This window comes from Pseudoalteromonas simplex (assembly GCF_015278155.1).
In the GTDB taxonomy this organism is placed as follows: Bacteria; Pseudomonadota; Gammaproteobacteria; order Enterobacterales; family Alteromonadaceae; genus Pseudoalteromonas; species Pseudoalteromonas simplex.
In genome coordinates, this window is the sequence record NZ_JADILN010000007.1 from 61,615 (window position 1) to 82,834 (window position 21,220).

The following is a 21,220-nucleotide window of genomic DNA, read 5'->3' on the forward strand; positions in this document are numbered from 1 at the left end:
ATTTGCGAGGAAAAGTTATTATTTTATTAAGAATTAAAGACTAGGATAATTTGCAGATAAATTCTATAACTTGCGATTAAATATAAGAAAAATGTTAGATAAAAGTTGAAAAATTGAGCTTTGTCATTTATCTGCTTGATTGGAGTTAAGGGGGGTAAGCATGATATAGTCGTGGATGATATAGGTTTTTACCCCAATAATGTCTTTAAATTAAATAACTTGCGAGTCATTATTCGGATTAAAAGCCAACATTAAACAACTTTTGGAGGCTAATTTGGAAACAGGAATGATAATTTCGTTAGCATTGTACTTCATCGTCATGTTGGGGATTGGGCTATATGCTTATAAGCAATCTACCGACGATGTATCAGGCTATATGCTAGGTGGTCGTAATTTATCACCAAGTGTTGCTGCGCTTTCAGCTGGCGCATCTGACATGAGTGGTTGGCTGCTAATGGGCCTACCAGGTGCAATGTACTTGTTTGGTTTAAGTAAGGTTTGGATTGCCATTGGTCTAGTACTCGGTGCTTGGGCTAACTACTTCTTAGTCGCGCCTCGCTTGCGTGTTTACACAGAAAAGGCGAATGACTCAATCACCATTCCTGATTACTTCGCAAACCGATTTGATGATAATAAGAATATTCTGCGTGTTATTTCTGCGATTGTAATCATTGTTTTCTTTACTTTATATACCTCATCAGGTGTTGTTGCAGGTGGTAAGTTGTTCGAAAACTCATTTAATATGAGCTACGAAATGGGTCTATATATCACAACAGGTGTCGTCGTGTTATATACCTTGTTTGGTGGCTTCTTAGCCGTGAGCCTGACTGACTTTGTACAAGGTTGTATCATGTTTATCTCACTGCTGGCTGTGCCAATTGCGACGTTTACCATGCTTGATCAGCCAGTTATGGATACACTTGCCAATGCACGCTATGACTTATTATTAAGCTCACCAAAAGAATCAGAAATTCATGCACTTAATATGATGGATTGGTTTGCAGGTGGTTCGACTATAGCGATTATTTCAGCAATGGCATGGGGCCTTGGTTATTTTGGTCAGCCACATATTATTGTGCGTTTTATGTCTGTACGTTCAGTGAAAGATATGCCAACCATGCGTCGTGTGGGTATGTCGTGGATGACGCTATCAGCAATTGGTGCTGTGCTAACTGGTCTATTTGGTGCTGCTTATATGCTTGAAAACCAAATGCCTATTGATGATAAAGAAACTATTTTCTTAGTGTTGTCTGAGCTTATCTTCCATCCTTTAATTGCCGGTTTCTTATTGGCAGCAATTTTAGCGGCAATTATGAGTACTATCTCTTCACAGTTGTTAGTGTGTTCAAGCTCTCTAACTGAAGATTTCTACAAAATTTACTTAAACCGTAGTGCATCTCAAAAAGAGCTGGTTTTAGTTGGTCGTATTAGTGTTATCTTAGTTGCCTTATTTGCTATTTACCTAGCTTATGACCGTAATAGCTCTATTTTAGACTTAGTAAGTAATGCATGGGCTGGTTTCGGTGCAGCATTTGGTCCACTGGTGCTACTGAGCCTTTACTGGAAACGCATGAACTTACAAGGGGCTATTAGTGGCATGGTTGTTGGTGCAGCAACAGTGCTGTTTTGGATATACGCGCCAATTACTATTGATGGCCAAGCACTAAGTGCAATCATTTATGAGATTGTCCCTGGCTTTATTTTATCAACAATAGCCATAGTTGTTGTTAGCCTTATGACGGCTGAGCCGAAAAAAGAAATTACAGACTTATTTGATGAAGTTGAATCGTCATTGTAGTTTTTGATTAAACACAAAAAAGGGCAACGGATGTTGCCCTTTTTTTATGATCTAAATTTGCGTTTAGCTTGCCGCTTTTTCTTTTATATCAGCAACGTTATCGTCTGACTTTGCTTTTTTAGGTTTAGCTGGCGCGTCTTTTGCACCTTTAAGTACCGCCATAAATTGGTCTTTTTCTTTTGCCATTTCAAGCGCCAGTGACTCAATTTGTTGCTCGCTTAATGGTACATCAACTTTTTCAAGCATAAGTTCTAATGACTCAGCAATGTCGAGCATTTTGTCATACGCATCAGCTTCTTTCTTAGTAGTAAACGTCATGCGCTCGACTCCGTTTCTTTCTACAACATATTTAACAACAACAGCCATGATTTCTCCTGCATTTAAGCCTGGCATTGCAGCGTAAAATCGCTGCTAAGATTACTGTTTTTATATACAGTAATGCTTCGAGCCTTATTTTGCAAGTAACTTGAGAAAATTTTTATTTAGTAAATTTGACAATACTTTGTGTATTAGCTTTATTTAAAATGTTACCCAAAGTTAAACACAAGCGATGGAGTGAGTGTTGGGTAATCGCTAACTATCAGTCCAAACAAGGGCGTCATGGAGGAAATTATGAAATTACTATCAAGTATTTTACTTGCCGCTACTCTTGCATTACTACCTGCTACACAGGTATCAGCCGAAACACCAACCAAAGCAACACAAGTTAAAATGCAAAAGCTGAGTATTAATAAAGCCAGCATTGAGCAGTTAACTCAATTACCGGGTATTGGTGAATCAAAAGCGAAAGCGATTGTCGAGCATCGCACCAAGCAAGGCTCGTTTAAGTCGCTAGAACAATTAAAAGAAGTAAAAGGAATTGGTGATAAGCTATTCGCTAAACTTGAGGGGAAAATTACTCTATAAATAGCAGGTTATCACCTATACAGGGCGTTATTCGCCCTGTTTAAATTCATTGATAGCCTTGTCTAAATGCGCTAACGCGAACATGTTTTCGATAGGTGTTGTGATAAGAGGGTAACTTAAACCTGCTAACAACAACCAAGGAATAAGCATCCACCCTTCAAAGTAAGCTAAACCTAAAAATAATGGCGCTAAAAAGGCAAGCTTACATACCGATAAAATGATCTTTTTGCTCGGGCTTAAATGAGCTAAAGCAAGAGCAATAATCTGCTGGCGTTGCCTTACTTTAAAGTTTTTTAAAGTAGGGATTTGGCTAGTAAAAAAATAAATCATTATAGCGACTTTTTGCTCACTAATCGGCTAACTAAAACAGCCACAAATACCACTGAAAATGCTGCAAAAATCACTTCCATCCATGCCGGCATGCTCATTGAAGCAAACTGCCAATCGATATTGCCACAATCACCTGTGGCAGCAAAGAAGCTAGGGATCCATTCATGCAAAGGCATAAAACTTGGGAAGTTAGGTTCAAATGCACAGCTAAATGCAAACGGGTCGGTATTGTTTTGCATTGCAATGTGTTCTTTAGCAATAAAGTAACCCCAAATTGCTGAGATACCCCAAGTGGCAAATGCGACTAAGCGAACAACCATACTTTTTGGGTTAATCGCACCAATCACACCTGCTGCAAGTAAGCCTAAAACAGCGGTGCGCTGATAAATACACATGATGCATGGCTCAAGTCCCATGTTGTATTGAAAAAACAATGCTGTGACTTCAAATGCGAGTGAAATAAACGCTAGTAATAACCAAGGTGTTCTTTTAGTTGCTAATTCTGCTAACCAATTCATGAAAGATCCAATTTCAAATTGTTTTCAAGATTATGCTTAGACAGGGCTATGGGTGCAAGTATCTAAGATGAAATTATACGAAAAAGGAGTCGACAGACTCCTTTTCATTAGTCATATCTAGGCAGGCTATTACACACTAACAGCCTGCAAAGACTCACTTTGGTAACAGCCTAATACACGTGTGTACTGAGTGTGTTCTTTCAGCTCTTCAAGCGCTTGCTTAACATGTAAGTCATCAAGGTTTGCTTCGAGGTCAACATAAAACACTTCTTCCCACGGATTTCCTGGTACGGGGCGAGATTCTAGTTTTACTAGGTTAATTTGGTGATGTTTAAAAATCATTAAAGCATCAGCCAATGAACCTGCTTGTTGTTTAGTCGCCATGATTAAACTGGTTTTGGTCGGAATTTGTTTCGATACTTGTAGCGGCTTACGGGCGACAACAATAAAGCGGCTGTGGTTTTCGCTTTGGTTTGCAAGGCCTGACTTAATTACTTCTAAACCAACATTTTTGCCAGCTTGAGCTGAGCCGATAGCGGCGCTATTTGCTGTTTCAACCGCAGATTGCAATGCGTGGAAGGTTGAATCACAGGTTTCATGTTGAATGTCACCTAGCCCTTGAATGAAACGGCTACATTGAGCAAAAGGTTGTGGATGAGCAAAAATTTTATTGATATGAGATAGCTCAGTACCTGGCATTGCTAATAAACAGTGCTCAACGCTATGGGTTACTTCACCTACAATTGATACTTGTGCGTGTTGTAATAAGTCGAATACTTCATTGATACTTCCTGAGCTGGTGTTTTCAATTGGCAGTAAGCCAAAATCAGCCTGTCCACTTTCAACTTTACCAGTGATCTGTTCAAAGCTAGAGCAACCCATTTCAATCACTTTGCCAGGGCGGCGGCTAAAATATTTATGGCAGGCTAGTTGGCTATATGAGCCTTGCCCACCCAAATACGCAACACGATGGCTTTCGCTCATAGCTTCTGGGTTGAGGTTCTTTTGCAGCATGGCTTGCTGGTTTAAAACAGAATCTTCAAGAATAGTTTGAAACACATTATTAATGTAGTAAGCGTCAAGACCTAATGACTTACCATAACTGATTAGTTTTTCCAGAAGTGCTTGTTCGCGAGCTTCATCACGAATTGGTTTGTTATTGGCAATTTTATATTCGACTACGCTGTGGCTTATACGGCGTCTTTTAGCCAGTAACACAAGTAAGTCGGAGTCGATTTCATTTATATCGTGTCGTAACGCATTTAATGTATCAATGCTCATGTTGGTTTCCTCATTCCAAAACAGTGCACAAACAAAAAAGCCTCCCAAGAGGGAGGCTTTAGCTATTCGGTGAAATTATCTCGCAAACAGTTAAGCCTCCTCTATCTAAAGAAGCTAAAAAAAGAAAAATAAGTGCGAGAGATAATTTGTTTCATTGGACTAATGTAAAAATACTTCTATGTAAAGTCAACTGCATAAACATGCTATTTTGGACAAAGCGAAAGATTCCTCAGAAATTTCATTAATCTTCATAAAAAATTTATAAATCTAAAAATGAATCTGGTATATTTGTTTTTGCATAATAAATAATAACAATTATTAATAAGGTAGTCCTGTGGTGTATCGACGACCGCCATCCCGGTTTGGGGTGAATTCATTAAGTATGAAATTGTCGCTGTTAATCTCTGCTATTTGTTTAATTGCAGGTATTTGCGCTGCAGCTTTAATGCTTAAATCAGAAGAAAAACAGCTTGTTTTTGAAGAGCACGAACTTTTAAAGCATTCGAGTGAACGCTTGAGTCGTCAATTCAATCGCTTAATTAACACCAAAATAAATATTGCAGAGCAAGCTAACAATGTCGTTAGTAGTCAGCTACTGCATAATGAGTCACATCTACAAAATAACCGCAGCGCAGATATAAAGTTTGCAGTTGATGGCAGTATTCGCAGCACTTCTGAGGATGGTTTATCAGCTTCATTTATTCCACAAGACCAGTACTCTAATTTTTATAAGCAGCTGATTAACGATTCTGAATCGCTATGGAAAATTGTCTCACCAACGCTTATCCAAGACTTTTTTAATTTTTATTTAATCACTAAAGATAACTTTATACGTATTGCTCCACCTAATTGGGCGCTCAATGTACCGGGCGATTTTGACTTTACCAAAGGCGAGACATTTAATTACGCACAAGCTGCAACAAACCCGAGCCGAGAAGCTGTATGGTCAAAGGTGTATTACGATACTATTTGGCATAAGTGGGTAGTAAGCGTGCTTGTGCCAATCTATCTTGATAACGAATTTTTTGGTGTCACTGGTAGTGATATTGCTCTTGAAACCTTATTGGCACAGCTGCCTATTGGCGATCGTGAGCAACATTTATTAGTGTTTGATGCGAAAGGTCAGCTTTTAGCTCATCCTGATTTAGATAAAACAACGCTTGAGCAATATGGCCGTGAAGGTAAAAAGTTACTGACTGAAGATTTTGTTAATCCTGATCTACAAAAATTAGTGTCTGAAACCATTCGCTTAAAATTACCAGAGTCTGCAAATTCATTTGTACAAGATGGTGAAACCCATATTATCAATATCCGCAAAGTCGAGAACCTTAATTGGTATATTGGTATTTATAAAAAGCGCTCGTCGGCACTTTCTGCGCTTGAAGAGCTAAAAGTAAAGTTCTTTGGCTTGTTTATCCTGTACGCTATTTTAGTTGCCTTGTTATTGCATCAAGCACTTTATCAATTAGTACTGCGTCGTATTCACTCTTTGGTAAATGCGGTTGTTAGTTTTGGCAAAGGGCAATTTCAAACTGAATTTCCTAAAGTGAACAAAGACGAAATAGGCACGCTTAATGGCTCTTTTAGAGACATGGCAATAGAAATTCGTAAATTAATCGATGGTTTAAATCAGCGCATCAGCGAAAAAGAAATAGCTGAAAAAGCAGCGAACCGATTATCCAAAGCGGTTGCCTTCTCAGGCACTGGCGTTGTGATCACTAATCAAGACTTTGAAATCAAATACGTGAACCCGAAAATGGTTGAGATGACGGGTTTCGAGGAACGCCACTTTATTGGCTCACCATTGATGAATATTATCTCTCAAGAAATGGCGATTTTAGTTGACGATATTGATATCGACCTACGTAGCCGTAACTATTGGCGAGGAGATACTTTATTACAGGGTAATGAGCGTCAATCTGTATGGGTTTCATTGAGTATTTCTCCAATCCGCGAAGAAGGGGGGGAAATCACCAGTTACGTGGCTTCAGCTCAAGATATTTCGTTTGTGAAAGAAAGTCAGCGAAAAATGGAACAGCTTGCCTATTTTGATACATTAACAGGGCTTGCAAACCGTACTTTCTTTAGAATGCAGCTACGCAAGTCTATGGCACTTGCTGAACGTGGTCATTATGCATTTGCTTTATTTTACTTTGACTTAGATGAATTTAAACGTATCAACGATACGCTAGGTCACGATGCGGGCGATCAGTTATTGGTTGAAGTTGCTAATCGTTTGAAAAAGCGTTTACGCACCGAAGATACCATTGCACGTTTAGGTGGTGATGAGTTCGCAGTCCTGTTAAGTGGTATTGAGCATCAAACTCACGCCATGGAAGTGGCGAATACCATTCAACGTACTCTTAATGAGCCTATCAAACTAGGTAACAATGAAGTGATAATTAGTGCCAGTATTGGTATCACGATGGCACCATTTGATAGCCAAGAGGAAGATCAGCTACTGAAGCATGCTGACCTTGCTATGTATGAAGCAAAAGCGAAAGGGCGTAATACTTACCACTTTTATAGCCAAGAGCTTAATGCTGCTGCCAATGAACGCTTGTTTATTGAAAATGAGTTACGTACAGGTATTCGTGAGGGGCAGTTCCAGGTTTACTATCAGCCACAAGTAGATTGTCGCAAGAATCAAGTTGTTGGCTATGAAGCACTCATACGGTGGTTCCATCCAAATGAAGGCATGATACCGCCAACTAAATTCATTCCTATTGCTGAAGCTACAGGTTTGATTGTTGAGCTTGGAGCGTGGATATTGCAAGAAGCGTGTGAGTTTGCTGCACGTTTAGCAAGCCAAGACTTAAAAAATAATATTTCAATCAACTTATCAGCACGTCAATTTAAAGATGCTAATTTGGTGTCGACGCTTGATAAAATCATCAAGCAAACAGGTGTTGAACCAAAACGCATTCACTTAGAATTGACTGAAAGTATGTTAATGGGACATGTTGAGGCGGCGATCTTACAACTGCATCAACTAAAAGCACTTGGCGTTTCAATTTCAATTGATGATTTTGGTACCGGATACTCGTCACTGAGTTATTTGAAACGCTTCCCAGTCGATATTTTAAAAGTTGACCGCTCTTTTGTGAAAGATATCCCTGAAGACAGTAATGATATGGAGATCACTGCTGCGATTATCGCAATGGCACAAAAACTTAAGCTTAACGTTGTTGCTGAAGGGGTCGAAACTAAAGAGCAAATTGAGTTTTTACAAAATAATAACTGCTTTGTTGTGCAAGGGTATTACTTCAGTCCGCCTGTGAGTGAGGCTGAATTACCTAAGTTATATGAGCATTTACAGTCACTAGATTTAATCAAGAATGATTAATAAAGTAGGGGGGAAGTTAACCCCCTGCTATTTTTACTTTGAATTTCAGCGCTTCGAGAATCGCTTTTAGCTTATCTCTGTCATCACCTTGAACTTCGATGATACCCTCTTTTACTGCACCGCCTTGACCCATCTTACTTTTAATGGTTTTGGCTAATTTTTTTAAGTCATGTTGTTGGCTATCAATACCAACCACTAACATCACACCTTTACCTTTGCGTCCTTTTGTTTGGCGTTCGATTCGTAAAAAACCATCTTTAAACATTTTACTTTGTGCAGGTTTACTTTCTTTGGGTTGTTCAATGCGCCCTGTAGAAGTTGAGTAAACTAGATTATTTTCGCTCATAGTGGATCTCGTTGTAGAAGCTTAGATAAATGATAACAAATTTAATCCTAAGTGTTTTATTTTTTGGCTTATTTGTTCTAAGCAGTTATATTTAGATAAGTCTTCGGAAAGATTTGTTAAATAGGAGTTTATTATGAGTTTGACGCGCAGTACATCTGCTGATGGCGCTATTTTAACCGTACAGATAAAAGGAAAGTTTGATTTTAATTTGGTGCAATCTTTTCGTCAGGCATACGCCGACTTAAACAGCAATATCAATAAAGTCGTTATTGACCTTAGAGAAACTGATTATATGGACAGTTCAGCATTAGGTATGTTGCTCAATATGAAAAAAAACCTAACGGGCAAAGTTGATACAATACAAATAAGTAACTGTCAGCCTCAATTAAAGAAAATCTTACAAATATCTCGTTTTGATAAAAAATTTGATATCGATTGATGCTTAATATATTGGTAGTCGATGATTTAGAGCTAAATCGTCGTTTATTAACTGTGATGTTAGAGCAACAAGGCTACCGAGTTTTCACTGCCGAAAATGGACTTGTTGCTTTAAGTCTTCTTGACGAACAAAAGATAGACATCGTACTGCTTGATGTCATTATGCCAGTAATGGACGGCTTTGAAACAGCTGCAATTATAAAAGAGCGCTACAGCCAAGTTTACTTACCTATTATTTTTATAACCTCTTTAGAAGACGAAGCAAGTTTTGAACGCTGCTTAGCGGTCGGTGGGGATGACTTTTTACACAAGCCATTCCAAGAGGTAATCTTAAATGCGAAAATTAAAGCACACAGCCGCATTCGCAACCTAAGTCAAAAAGCAAGAGAGCAGAATTTACAACTTGAGTACCATCAAAATCAAGTTGAACGTGAGCATGAAATTGTCGAGCACATTTTTAATAACGCGCTTGAAAACCAACAGTCATTCCCTACCCATTTAGATTTTCATTTATCGCCTGCCGCTATGTTTAATGGCGACATGTTTTTGGTTGGGCAAAGTCCAATTGGCAGCTTGTATTGTATGCTAGGAGACTTTACTGGTCATGGCTTAGCTGCTGCTGTTGGTGCATTACCGGCATCTAGAGTCTTTTATACGATGGTAAGTAAGGGCATGTCGGTAAGTGACATTGCAGCTGAGATTAACTCAGTATTGGCGAAGTTATTACCTGGGCATATGTTTTGTGCGGCAACTATTCTAGAGCTTAGCAATACAGGTAAAAGTGTTTCTGCATGGTTAGGTGGCCTGCCAGACACCTATATCATCGATCAGCAGGGAAATATAATTCGTACATTAGAATCTCAACATATGGCGTTGGGAATTTTAGAGGATGATGAATTTGAACGCGCTTTGATCCATACAGAGGTTGAAACTACATCACGAATCGTTATGGCGACTGACGGAATTATTGAAACGATTAATCCAAGAGAAGTTTATTTTGGAGAAAAACGGTTTAAAGATGTGCTTGCCTCTAGAGATAACATTTCCTGTCATCAAGTGCTCGAAAGAGTTAAGCGTTTTGCACAAGGTAACGAGCAGCAAGACGATTTAAGTTTAGTGTTGTTAAATTGTTTGCCGGTGCCTGAACCTGAACAAATGGTAGAACCTTATTCTGAATTGCCATTTAACTTCTCTTTAAGCTTAAATTCAAAGCAGATTAAAAGCACTGATCCTGTTTTAGAGGTTGTTAATGTAATCAGTCGGGTACCAGGTTTAAACGCTCACCGAGCCAATATTTTTCTTATCTTATCTGAGGCTTATAATAATGCGCTTGATCATGGTGTTTTAGGACTCGACTCTGATGTGAAAAATCATGACGATGGTTTTTTAATTTATTATCAACAACGAGAAAAAGCATTAGCTAATTTAACCGATGCATTAATTATCATTGATATCCGCTATAGCCCTGAAGAGTATGCTTTGTATTTTACAATTTGTGACTCGGGACATGGATTTAACAAACAAGATTCTGAGCAACAAAACTTAGTGCGAGAGCATGGCAGAGGTTTATGTTTGCTGAGCGAAATTGCGACTGGCGTCACATTCAATAGTGCAGGCAATCAGGTCGAAATTTATTATCAATTAACAGCAAGCAGTACTAGCTCACAGTAAAATCGCATGTTATCATCTCGGCATTATAGATGTTTGGATGGCTAAATGATTTCTAACTACTTATCGACTGCTCAACTTGATTTACCAGAAAGCTTGGTTGTTGATCAATTATCAAACCTTGAACATTACCTTGCACAGTCAGCTTTACCTGCAGTGCGCTGGGAATACCAAATTCCTGAGCTAGGCGAGGGTGGTGCGTGTAGTTTATTTGGTTACTTACAAGATGAACCATTCAAATTAAACGACTATGTTGCAGAGGATGCTACCAATACTGAAAAGCTGGCCAAGCTTCAGCAAATCATCGATTTTGTCGTTGCCCAGACTCACGTTGATTGGTTTGGTATTTACCAAGCAACCAATACTGACGAAGGCTCTCAGTTATTAAAATTGGTATATCACGGAGCACCGAGTCGTCCATTATTCCCACTTACTGAAGCATTTGCTAAAGGTAGTAATAATGTTCAAGTGGCACTTTCTAAGCAAGGTCGTGTGATCAATAACGTTGCTGATTATCTTGCCCAAGGTGGAGAGTATTATACTTGCGACCCTAAAGTGAAAGCAGAGACCTGTCTACCGCTGTTATCAGACAAAAATGAATGCTTAGGTATTATAGATGCGGAAGCATTTAATAATGATTTCTTTGATCAGCAAACCCTTGCATTACTTGTGGCTTGTTGTATTAAAATTCCTCAACTCTTGGTCTAATTTAACTAGTAATCAGGCTGGGTTTTTATGTTAAGCTAGTGGCAACGCTAACCCCTATAAAAAGAGATAGTCAATGTTCTCAGAATTAAAACCATTACCAACAGATCCTATTCTTGGCCTAATGGCGGCCTTTAAACAAGATACAAACCCAAAGAAAATCGATTTGGGTGTAGGTGTTTATAAGGATGAGCAAGGCAATACGCCGGTATTAAAAGCGGTTAAAAAAGCGGAAGCGTTTCGTTTAGAAAACGAAACCAGTAAATCGTACATTGGCTTGGCAGGTAACCTAGATTACTGCCAAAAAATGGAAAACTTATTACTGGGTGAGCATCCAGCACTTTTAGCTAATCGTGTTCGCACGGCACAAGCACCAGGTGGTACAGGTGCATTACGTGTTGCAGCAGAATTTATCAAACGTTGCAACAAAGATGCGACAGTATGGGTAACTACGCCAACGTGGGCAAACCACATCAGCTTATTTGAAGCGGCGGGCTTAACAGTAAAAGAATACCCTTACTACGATTACGAAAATAAAGACCTTTTATTTGATGACATGATTAATACCCTTAAGCAAGTGCCTAAAGGTGATGTGGTGTTATTCCACGCATGTTGTCACAACCCAAGCGGTATGGATTTAAATGCTGAGCAATGGAGCACAGTTGCTGATCTTGCTGTTGAAGTTGGTTTCACGCCACTGGTTGATATTGCTTACCAAGGTTTTGGTTCAAGCCTTGAAGAAGACGCAGCGGGTCTTCGTAAATTAGCAGCAGCGGTAGATGAGCTAATCATCTGTTCTTCTTGTTCGAAAAACTTCGGTTTATACCGCGAGCGTATCGGTGCATGTTCAATTATTGCTAAAGATGCAGCGACTGCTGATATCTCTAACTCTGTATTATTAAGTGTTGTACGTAGCATCTATTCAATGCCGCCTGCGCATGGTGCTGATATTGTTAGCACGATTTTAGGTAGCACTGAGCTGACGCAAATGTGGCATGACGAGCTTGATGAAATGCGTAATCGCATTAATGGTTTGCGTACATTAATCAAAGAAAGCTTAGCTGCGAAAGGCATTGAGCAAGACTTCTCATTTATTGACCGTCAAAATGGTATGTTCTCATTTCTAGGTATTAATAAAGAGCAAATCGAGCGCTTACAAAAAGAGTACTCAATCTACATTGTTGGTTCTAGCCGTGTAAACGTTGCTGGTATCAGTGATGCAAACATTGATTACTTTGCAAATGCAGTAGCAGACGTTTGTAAGTAACTTGCTTTATAGCGAAAAAAAAAAACCGCAGTGACTGCGGTTTTTTTATGCCTGTAATATGTGTTACTACGAGTAGGTATTAGTGCAGCCAGCGAATGGCGTCATTGATCATGTTATTGTAGCTATCAAGTGGCGCACCAATACTCGCGATTAAGATGGTATCAGCCCGATCGCCTCGGTTGATGTGGCCTGCGAAACGCTCATCATTGAAATCATCAGAGCCGGTGCCAAATGGTTGCTCGTCAGAAGGCACAATGAATACCGTCATTGGGCCAAAATCTGACTCAAATACCAAGTGTAGGCCTTTTTTACCCTGAAAATCACAAAACATTAAATAGGTTACTTTACCTGGTAGCTCATCTAAGTGACCGCCAATGGTGGCAAACTTTTCGTTTACCGAAGCAAGATCTATTGTTTCATGTTTATCTAGCGAGCCAATTTCATGGTAAAGATGCGCAAAGGCATGCTCACCCACACTGTATAACGTATGTTGTTTGTTACTGACAAAGAACACACTAATTGCCACTAAAAATGACGCTGCAGCGGCTAAATACAGTCGATTAAAGGCAAAGCGTGACTTAGCCTCAACAATGGTGTCTAGCGGTTGCTCAGCGCTTTCTGCTTCAGAACTATATGTATTATCAATAATTCGCTGTGCTAAATTTTCAGGCACGGGGATGTTAAGTGCTTTGCTTAGTTCATCGTCAAAGGCACGTACATCATCAATAAACGCCTGTTTATCTGTGTCCTGCTCGGCAAACGCTTCAAGTTCCTTATCAATAGTGCTTGGCTCGGCGAGGATGCGGCGGCGAAACTCGAGTTCATCCATTAATTTGATGCTCCTCTAAGTTGGTCATCATCACTGCTTAAAGCCTCTTTAAGCTGGTTTCTGGCACGAAAAAGTCGTGTCATGACAGTATTTTTATTTAAATCGAGGATCTCGGCGATTTCATCGCCAGAGCAACCCATTACCACTTGCAGCAGCAATGGTTCTCGATATTCTTGTGATAACTTTCCTATTTGTCGTTGAATCACTGTTTGTTCCATTTCAGCATCAAGGGTTGAACTTTGTTCATCTACAAGGGTGTCGTTTTCAACATCGGCGTAATCAAATTGTTTACGTTCAAAACGGCGTGCATTCTCGCGGCGCAAAATAGTCAACAGCCAAGGTTTAACTGCTTGTTGGTCTTGCAGTGAATCCAAGGCACGCCAAGCCCTCAGGAAGGTTTCCTGCACTAAGTCTTCAGCAATGTTCTGATCACGACACAACCAATACGCAAAGCGAAAAAGCTCACTGTGGTAGACATGAACCAGCGCTTCATATCGCTTTTGTTTTTCTGTCATAGTAACTAAGACCTGCCTATCAGAAAAAAACTTTCTGAGATTATTATTTTTTTCTTAAAAAAACGGCTAACTCAAGATTAGCCGTTTATTTTCAACTATTTATGTTAATAGTTAATCATAAAGATTCTTTAATTCAGTGTCATTACATGTTGATTTAGTTTGCTTTGCGGCTTGGCTTAGCAAGCTGACGATTAAACTTAAATCAACCTGTTCATCTGCTGAACTATAAAGTTTAGTGCGTAATTTAGCAATTTCATCATTAAGTTGTGTGTTTTTGAGTGATGCTAGTAAACATTCGATGGCCGCAGCATTTTTACCAGTCTGTTGTTTTGCGTAGTGGTTTAATGCGTTATAAAACCCAGAGTTATTGTTTTGTTTTGCAAACTGCTTAAGCTCATTTAACGATGCTGATGAACCACTGGTAGGTAATGGCTCAGCTGTCGGTTGCTGAGGACGCTTTTTAAAGTAAAGCACTAAGGTGATTAGCCAAAGTCCATAGCCGACCACTGCCACGATAATAAGCCACATAGGGGTCGTTACTTTTGTGACCGTTTGCATATTAGTTGGCGTATCACCCAGCTCATTAGAGCTTGCGGTTTGCGGCTCTGCGATAGCAGGAGCTGTTGGTGTGAGTGGGTTTGTACTTGGCACAACTGTTAATGTACGAGCAGGTATGGTCGCATAGCTAATACGATTGATTTTAGTATTAAACCAAGGCAGCTTTATTTCAGGCAATGTGTAAGTGCCCGGTGTTTGCGGTAATAAAGCATAAGAAGCTGTTTGCTGAGAAATAACACGGCCATCACGTACCAGATGGTTACTCTCTTTTTCATCAGGGTAGCTTCTAAAGCCTTGCACCTGTGGCATATCGATATCAGGAAGTTGCTCTTTAGTAACCCCCAATGCAGTTAAAGTAATGGTGCGAGTGATAGGGGTGCCAACTTCAACGGTGTCGTCTTTTGGTTGCCATTGCTCATCAAGGTTAACCAGTTCGCTTGGTAGCCATGCACCTGTGTAGTTATCTGGGATTGGCTTGATTTCAACATCAACATCTTCGCCCATCGCTGAGACAGCCATTTGGCGATAGTTTTGACGAATACGGCCATTGAACACAGGTGCCGTAATAGTATTTACGCCACTTTTTTGTGGCTGCACTAAGTACTCACGGGTGATCACTAAATAGCGTTTGCCATCAATTAACTCATAGTCTTCAGATTGTTTGTTAATTGGGGTTAGCTCAGCGTTTTCCATTTCTGGCGTAGTTAAGTTGCCATCCAGCAATTCTTTGTTGTTGTCTAAATACAATTTAACCGTATAAACACCGGCTTCTTGCACGTATAAGCTAGTTGGCTTGATGCTTGTTTTAATGAAGGCTTCTTTATTTTGTTCTGAGGTTTGACTGCGCTTAGCTACCGTTAGCTCAATCGGTTTTGAACTGACACCGGCAACAGTAAAGGCAGGGATGGTATAAGTGCCTTCTTTGCGGGTCATCAGCTTTACAGACCAGTTAGTTTGCTTACTGATTTCACCATTAATAATATTAGTGCGCGAGCTAACACTGGTTGGCCCAACAACAAAGTCTTTTAATAGCACCGAAGTGTCTGGTTGTTCGCTGTTAATAGAGTCGTCTGCTGAGATGGTTAAAACAAAAAACTCACCAGCAAGGACAGGGTTTTTATCAACACTTGCCTGTAGCTGGGTGGCAGCCCAAAGCGGCGCTGCCGCGATTAGCAATAAACAACATAATAATCGCATTACCATGATTTTTCGGCTCCTCGTGGACGACGTTGGTAGTTTCGTTTTTGTGCTTCTAATTGCATTTTATTTCTTAATAAGATCGCTGGATCATCGGGAACTTTACGCAGCAGCTGGTTAAGTTGCTGGGCTTTTTCTTTCTCTTCATTGGTCAGTTCAGCAGCTTGTGCTTGCATAGCCTGTTGCTCTGCTTGCTGTTTAGCTTGTTCATCGCTTTGCGATGGCTGTGGCTGGGCCTCTTGTTGCTCAGGAGCTTGCTCTGGCTGTTGTTCTCCAGATTGTGACGACTTGTCTGCTTGTGATTCCATTTCAGGTTTGTTTTGCTGGTCACTATTAGACTCGCTTTGCTCACCTTTTTGATCTGATTGCTCACCTTGCTCTGAAGGTTGTTGGCCATCTTGCTGCTCACTCTGCTCAGAGTTTTCACCTTGCTGTGAATTTTCACCCTGTTGCTTTTGCTGGTTATCTTGCTGGCCATCAGAGTTTTGTTGATCATTGTTTTGCTGTTGATCTTGTTGCTGCTGTTGTTGCTCTTGCTGCTGCAATAACTGTTCTACGAGGGCTTGGTTTTCTTTTGCCTCAGTGAAGTCATTTTTAAGCTGTTGGGCTTGCTTATAAGCTTCTATGGCTTGTTCTAGCTCTCCCGCCTTAGCAAGGGCATTTCCGTAGTTGTAAAAACCCGTCGCAGATTTATCTTCACTAAACACATCCATGGCCGCCTGGTAATTACCTTGCTGATAAAGAGCTGCGCCTTTAAGTTGTGTGTTTTGTGCTTGGGCGGCTTGTTCAAATTGATTTTGCTGATAGGCATCAAGAGCACGTTGGTCTTGGTTTTTAAATACATCTGGTAACTCAGCAGCGTAAACCTGTTGCTGAGGTAGAAGCATAACAAACAAAAAGCCAAACACTAAGCTGCTACGGCGAATTAAAAAGAGCGCTAACGGCAATAAAATAATCAGGCCGTAAATACCTGCATCAACTCGCCATAATGCTTGGCTTTGTTTCTCATCTTTGAGTATTTCTGCATTGGCGGTGGGGGCAAATGTTTGGATATCTTGATTACTGGTTTGATACAGTGCAAATTTGCCACCGCTGTTGCGCGCAAGCGAGCTTAAACGGCTAACATTAAGCGTCGGAATCACAATCTGTCCTTGCATATCTTTTAAAAAACCACCTTCTGGTAACTTAATCGGCGCACCTTGCTCTGTGCCAACTCCGTAGACATTTAAACGATAATTAGACTGAGCGGTAAAGCGGCTAATATCTTCTTGATCTAGGCTATCAACCCCATCGGTGACTAAAATAATATCACCATCTAAATAGCCAGCTTGTTTAAGTAAATCGTCTGCTTTTTCTAGGCCTTCAATAACATTCGAACCTTTGCTAGGCATGATATCAGGGCTTAGGCTTGGGATAAGGTTAGCCAACGTGCTAGCGTCATTAGTTAGCGGTGAAATAGTAAATGCAGAGCCTGCATAAGCCACTAATGCCGTATCACCTTCTTTGAAAAGCTCAATCATATCAAGTGCTTTAAATCTAGCCTGCACTAATCGGCTTGGTGCGATGTCGGTACTGAACATGGAGTACGACATATCCATCACAATGACCCGCGCATTCTTTGCTTGAAACACCGGGACTTGTTTCTTTTCAAAGCTTGGGCCTGCTGCAAAAACGATGGCTAAAAGAGTAAATACAGCAACTAGCCAAAGCGGTTGGCTTTGTTTTTTATGATTGTCGCTCATTACAAACTGCGCCAAATGGGGCGCAATTAAATCAGCAGGGGCGCTTTTTTTGTTGCGTACCAACAGCACACTAAAAATAATCAGCGCGGGAATTAATAACCAAAGTAGGGCAGGGCGAATAAATTCAAAATCCATACTAGCTCTCCTGCTTAAATTGGCGAATAAAACTGACGAGCATTGCTATGCTTATTAAGCCCAGCGCCACAAGCAGTGGAATATAAAACAATGAAATTTGTGGGCGGAACGTTTGCTCATCGTTACTGATAGGCTCAAGTTTATCGAGCTCTTGGTAAATTTGCTGTAAACCAGCCACATCTTTTGCTCTAAAGTATAAGCCGCCAGTTTGCTCAGCAATGCGTTTTAGTAAAGTTTCATCCAAGTTACCACCACTCATACCACCCATATTAAACAGGCTAAAGCTACGTTTACTATCTGAGCCAACACCTATGGTATACACTTTAATGCCTTCTTCGCGGGCTAACAGTAGCGCATCTTCAGGATCAAGGTTACCGGCAGTGTTTTGACCATCGGTTAATAGCACTACGATACGGTTACTTTCATCTTTATTAGCAAAACGTTTTACGGATAAACCTAACGCATCACCGATGGCTGTTGCTCTACCTACTAGGCCAATTTGCGCTTCGCTGAGCATTTGGCTCACCGTTTTAACATCACGGGTAAGGGGGGTTTGTAAAAATGCGGTATCCCCAAATAAGATAAGACCAAGGCGGTCACCTTGACGCTGCTCGATAAAATCACTGAGTACAGCTTTTACCATAGTGAGCCTATCTACATATTGATTATTTCGATACTCCATATCTTGCTCTGTCATAGAGCCAGATAAGTCCACCGCCAGCATAATATCGCGGCCTTCATTAGGCAGTGTAATAGGTTCATCAAGCCAAGTTGGGTTTGCAATAGCGACAACTAAAGAGATCCAAACAGCCCATTCAAGCAATGAAACTTTGCGGCTGTGTTGCTGTACTGCTTGATTATTTAAGCCAAGCTTAGCAAAGCCAGGAATACGTAAACGTAACTGCCCTTGCTGCTTTAACGGCATAAAGCGGCTTAATAACCAAGGCAGAGGTAAAAGCACAAAACACCATGGCCAACTAAACTCAAACATTAATTGGCTCCTTGAGTTTAAAGTTGCTAATAGCATTGCGTAATTTAGCTGCAAGTTCAGCATTATTACTTTGTTGTTGATAAAGCGGCATCAATTCGTCGTAACTAAATTTATCGCCACTCAGTTTCGATAAACTTTCTGACCACTTAGCCAAAGGCTGAGAAGCAAGCTGATTGCTGTAATAATGACGAGTTAAGCGTTTTAAAATAATGTGTAGCTCTTGCGCGTCATCATCACTAAGGGTTTTACTTATCTTAATGGCTTGTTTTTTGGCTTTTTTAAATTGCTGGTTTTTATATAAAAGCACTAAGCCGATAATTAATAACGAACCAACTAAGGCGATGATTAGCCACCAAATTGGAGCAAGTGGCCACCATGCAACCTCGGTCGGTGCAATGACATCATGTAAGCCATCTAGCGGATTTTTTTGCATTGTTACTTTCTCACTAATTGCAGCTCAAGAGGCGTGGCTGCACTGAATGAAATTAAACTAAGCCCAGATTTTTGTAAGCGTTTTAATCTGTTAGAAAACGACTCTTCGGCAGACTTAGCAAAGCGCTCGCGAAATTGCTTATCCATTAGAGGTAAAGCAAGCTCTTGGCCATTTGCTGATACAGTCACCGTTTGTTTAAAAGCAGGTAGCTGGTGCTCGAACGGATCGCTAATATGGCAGCCAATCAATTCACAGTGCCTGCTCAGCATTTCAAGTTGTTTGAAACTTGCTTCATCAAGGGCACTAAAATCAGAGACGATATAAACCAAGCTCCCTGGTTTTGCTAAATGATTAAGGCGTTTAAGGTTTTCGCTAAATAAGCTGGTGGCTGTTTGATCGATATTAGTCAGAGCTTGGCTGTGAATATCACATAAGTTGTGACAAAGCTTTAACACGGCTTTTTCACGTGAGGTCGGTTTTAATTCGTGATGACCTTGCTGATTAAACACCAAGCCACCAATGCGATCACCTCGTTGACACGCCGACCAAGCAACCAGTGCGCTGATGTGCGCTGCTTGCACTGACTTCAACAGTAACTTTGAGCCAAACAGCATCGAGTTAGAAAAGTCGGTAAATACGAAAACAGGGCGTTCTTTTTCTTCTTGAAACAGCTTAGTGTGGGTTTCGCCAGTCCGTGCAGTAACACGCCAGTCGATAGAGCGTATGTCATCACCGGCTTGGTAATGGCGCACCTCGGCAAACTCCATACCGCGGCCTTTATGGGGCGCAAGGTATTGCCCAGCTAAGCTGTTTTTGATTTTTACTTTGGGCGCAAGTTCTAGCAAACGAGCTTTGGCTTTGTAATACATCAATTCTTTGAGTGATAAATTGACGCCTTGACTATGACTCGCTGCTAACCACGCCGCTGTATCAAATTGGCTCGACATAGCTTATGGCACTGCCACCAATTCTAAAATGCGGCTGATCACATCATCTTTACTGATGCCATCGGCCTGTGCTTCGTAACTTAAGATAATACGGTGACGCAATACATTATGCAGCACAGCTTGAATATCATCTGGGGCAACAAAGTCACGACCTTCTAGCCAAGCATGCGCGCGGGCACACTTATCAAGGGCAATGGTTGCACGCGGGCTTGCGCCATATTCAATCCAGCGACCAAGTTGCTCATCAAGCTCAGCTGCTTCACGAGTGGCAACAATTAACTGTACTAGGTATTTCTCAAGCGGCTCGGCTAAATACAAACCTAATATGGCTTTACGGGCAGCAAATAACTCACTTTGACTAATTTGTTGTGTCGTTGCTTGCTTGTCAGAAATAGCCTCGCCACGGGTTAGGCGTAGGATATCTAATTCGTGTTCAGCACCCGGGTAATCAATGCTCAAATGCAATAAGAAGCGGTCAAGCTGAGCTTCTGGGAGTGGGTAAGTGCCTTCTTGTTCTAGCGGGTTTTGGGTTGCCATAACCATAAATAGATCAGACAGTGGATAGGTGTTTTTACCGACCGTTACTTGGCGTTCAGCCATGGCTTCTAGTAGGGCTGATTGCACTTTAGCAGGAGCACGGTTTATTTCATCTGCCAAAATTAGGTTATGAAATAATGGGCCTTTTTCAAATGCGAACTCACTGGTTTGCTGGCGATAAATATCGGTACCAGTTACATCTGCAGGTAATAAGTCTGGGGTAAATTGTACACGTTGGAAACTGCCTTCAACGCCTTTTGCTAAAGCATTCACTGCACGTGTCTTAGCAAGACCCGGAGGGCCTTCTACTAATAAATGGCCGTCTGCCAAAATCGCGATTAACAGTGCTTGAGTTAATTGTGGTTGGCCGATAATTTGCGTGTCTAGGTATGATTTTAATTGTGAAAATGCGTTAACTGCCATAATAAAAAGACTGTCCTAAAAGCGTGAGTCAAAAATTGTTTTTGTTATGCGCCGATACGTTACATTCAGTGCCGATAAATTCTTTTCGCGGTACCGTGATGGGGCGCCATTAACAAGTTATAAGGATTCAAAAGTTATAACACAAGTGTTAGACACAAAATCCTCAAATAGTTCGTTATTTTTTAAGGATTTTTAGCCTACCATATAAATACGGTGTTTTTTTGTAAATAGGCTGAAAAAAGCCTATGGTTGAAAACTTACTATTGGCATTCGTACACGGGTTGTTTTAGAATCAGGAAAAACAAACAGG

19 protein-coding genes and 1 pseudogene are annotated in these 21,220 nt (G+C 40.6%); 7 read left to right on the forward strand and 13 right to left on the reverse strand.

All coding sequences use genetic code 11. The features are described from left to right. Nucleotides 1–286: 286 nt before the first annotated feature. A complete protein-coding gene (gene putP, locus IRQ78_RS14185) occupies nucleotides 287–1,798 on the forward strand; it encodes a sodium/proline symporter PutP (protein ID WP_054553236.1) in 1,512 nt (503 codons plus the stop codon). 63 nt (nucleotides 1,799–1,861) lie between these two features. Here putP and IRQ78_RS14190 read toward each other — a convergent pair whose 3' ends face one another. Beyond that, nucleotides 1,862–2,164, reverse strand: a complete 303-nt coding sequence (locus tag IRQ78_RS14190) for a YebG family protein (protein WP_054553324.1) — start codon at nucleotides 2,162–2,164, stop codon at nucleotides 1,862–1,864. 246 nt (nucleotides 2,165–2,410) lie between these two features. Between IRQ78_RS14190 and IRQ78_RS14195 the strand changes: the two genes are divergently transcribed. After that, nucleotides 2,411–2,704, forward strand: a complete 294-nt coding sequence (locus tag IRQ78_RS14195) for a ComEA family DNA-binding protein (protein ID WP_054553235.1) — start codon at nucleotides 2,411–2,413, stop codon at nucleotides 2,702–2,704. 27 nt (nucleotides 2,705–2,731) lie between these two features. On the opposite strand, the gene IRQ78_RS14200 is transcribed toward IRQ78_RS14195, so the two are convergent. The 3 genes from IRQ78_RS14200 to IRQ78_RS14210 form a co-directional block, all read right to left on the reverse strand. Beyond that, nucleotides 2,732–3,034 (reverse strand): DUF6170 family protein, encoded by a 303-nt coding sequence (locus tag IRQ78_RS14200; protein ID WP_054553234.1) that lies wholly within the window; start codon nucleotides 3,032–3,034, stop codon nucleotides 2,732–2,734. After that, nucleotides 3,034–3,552, reverse strand: a complete 519-nt coding sequence (gene dsbB / locus IRQ78_RS14205; protein WP_138618583.1) for a disulfide bond formation protein DsbB — start codon at nucleotides 3,550–3,552, stop codon at nucleotides 3,034–3,036. Before dsbB ends, IRQ78_RS14200 begins: the two co-directional genes overlap by 1 nt. 129 nt (nucleotides 3,553–3,681) lie before the next feature. Then, a complete protein-coding gene (locus IRQ78_RS14210) occupies nucleotides 3,682–4,833 on the reverse strand; it encodes a chorismate mutase (RefSeq protein ID WP_054553232.1) in 1,152 nt (383 codons plus the stop codon). Nucleotides 4,834–5,215: 382 nt separating this feature from the next. On the opposite strand from IRQ78_RS14210, the gene IRQ78_RS14215 reads away from it, so the two are divergent. Continuing rightward, a complete protein-coding gene (locus tag IRQ78_RS14215) occupies nucleotides 5,216–8,179 on the forward strand; it encodes a bifunctional diguanylate cyclase/phosphodiesterase (RefSeq protein ID WP_082389262.1) in 2,964 nt (987 codons plus the stop codon). 16 nt (nucleotides 8,180–8,195) lie between these two features. On the opposite strand, the gene IRQ78_RS14220 is transcribed toward IRQ78_RS14215, so the two are convergent. Continuing rightward, the gene (locus tag IRQ78_RS14220) at nucleotides 8,196–8,525 is read right to left on the reverse strand and encodes an SUI1 family translation initiation factor (protein ID WP_054553231.1); all 330 of its coding nucleotides are present in this window, start codon (nucleotides 8,523–8,525) and stop codon (nucleotides 8,196–8,198) included. Nucleotides 8,526–8,658: 133 nt separating this feature from the next. Between IRQ78_RS14220 and IRQ78_RS14225 the strand changes: the two genes are divergently transcribed. The 4 genes from IRQ78_RS14225 (at nucleotide 8,659) to IRQ78_RS14240 (ending at nucleotide 12,603) form a co-directional block, all read left to right on the forward strand. Beyond that, nucleotides 8,659–8,964, forward strand: coding sequence for an STAS domain-containing protein (locus tag IRQ78_RS14225; protein WP_054553230.1), 306 nt, complete (start codon nucleotides 8,659–8,661; stop codon nucleotides 8,962–8,964). Further along, nucleotides 8,964–10,634: an ATP-binding SpoIIE family protein phosphatase gene (locus IRQ78_RS14230; protein ID WP_054553229.1), complete on the forward strand. Its 1,671-nt coding sequence runs from the start codon at nucleotides 8,964–8,966 to the stop codon at nucleotides 10,632–10,634. Before IRQ78_RS14225 ends, IRQ78_RS14230 begins: the two co-directional genes overlap by 1 nt. A gap of 45 nt (nucleotides 10,635–10,679) precedes the next feature. Further along, nucleotides 10,680–11,339: a GAF domain-containing protein gene (locus tag IRQ78_RS14235; RefSeq protein ID WP_194442549.1), complete on the forward strand. Its 660-nt coding sequence runs from the start codon at nucleotides 10,680–10,682 to the stop codon at nucleotides 11,337–11,339. Between the two features lie 73 nt (nucleotides 11,340–11,412). After that, nucleotides 11,413–12,603 carry an amino acid aminotransferase gene (locus IRQ78_RS14240; RefSeq protein ID WP_054553227.1) on the forward strand — a complete coding sequence of 397 codons (1,191 nt, stop codon included), beginning with the start codon at nucleotides 11,413–11,415 and terminating at the stop codon, nucleotides 12,601–12,603. Between the two features lie 79 nt (nucleotides 12,604–12,682). Here IRQ78_RS14240 and IRQ78_RS14245 read toward each other — a convergent pair whose 3' ends face one another. The 8 genes and pseudogenes from IRQ78_RS14245 to IRQ78_RS14280 form a co-directional block, all read right to left on the reverse strand. After that, nucleotides 12,683–13,432 (reverse strand): DUF3379 family protein, encoded by a 750-nt coding sequence (locus tag IRQ78_RS14245; RefSeq protein WP_194442550.1) that lies wholly within the window; start codon nucleotides 13,430–13,432, stop codon nucleotides 12,683–12,685. Further along, a pseudogene (locus tag IRQ78_RS14250) lies at nucleotides 13,432–13,980 on the reverse strand (sigma-70 family RNA polymerase sigma factor); the annotation flags it as partial. The pseudogene IRQ78_RS14250 and the gene IRQ78_RS14245, both read right to left, overlap by 1 nt. Before the next feature lie 78 nt (nucleotides 13,981–14,058). After that, nucleotides 14,059–15,708, reverse strand: a complete 1,650-nt coding sequence (locus IRQ78_RS14255; RefSeq protein ID WP_194442551.1) for a BatD family protein — start codon at nucleotides 15,706–15,708, stop codon at nucleotides 14,059–14,061. Further along, on the reverse strand, nucleotides 15,702–17,579 hold the full coding sequence (locus tag IRQ78_RS14260; protein ID WP_194442552.1) for a vWA domain-containing protein: 1,878 nt from the start codon (nucleotides 17,577–17,579) through the stop codon (nucleotides 15,702–15,704). Before IRQ78_RS14260 ends, IRQ78_RS14255 begins: the two co-directional genes overlap by 7 nt. 1 nt (nucleotide 17,580) lies before the next feature. Continuing rightward, on the reverse strand, nucleotides 17,581–18,570 hold the full coding sequence (locus IRQ78_RS14265; protein WP_194442553.1) for a vWA domain-containing protein: 990 nt from the start codon (nucleotides 18,568–18,570) through the stop codon (nucleotides 17,581–17,583). Further along, entirely contained in the window at nucleotides 18,563–19,003 is a 441-nt protein-coding gene (locus tag IRQ78_RS14270; RefSeq protein WP_054553221.1) for a DUF4381 domain-containing protein, read from the reverse strand. Before IRQ78_RS14270 ends, IRQ78_RS14265 begins: the two co-directional genes overlap by 8 nt. Nucleotides 19,004–19,005: 2 nt before the next feature. Next, a complete protein-coding gene (locus tag IRQ78_RS14275) occupies nucleotides 19,006–19,950 on the reverse strand; it encodes a DUF58 domain-containing protein (RefSeq protein WP_055020719.1) in 945 nt (314 codons plus the stop codon). 3 nt (nucleotides 19,951–19,953) lie between these two features. Continuing rightward, on the reverse strand, nucleotides 19,954–20,910 hold the full coding sequence (locus IRQ78_RS14280) for an AAA family ATPase (protein ID WP_194442554.1): 957 nt from the start codon (nucleotides 20,908–20,910) through the stop codon (nucleotides 19,954–19,956). Between the last annotated feature and the right edge of the window lie 310 nt (nucleotides 20,911–21,220).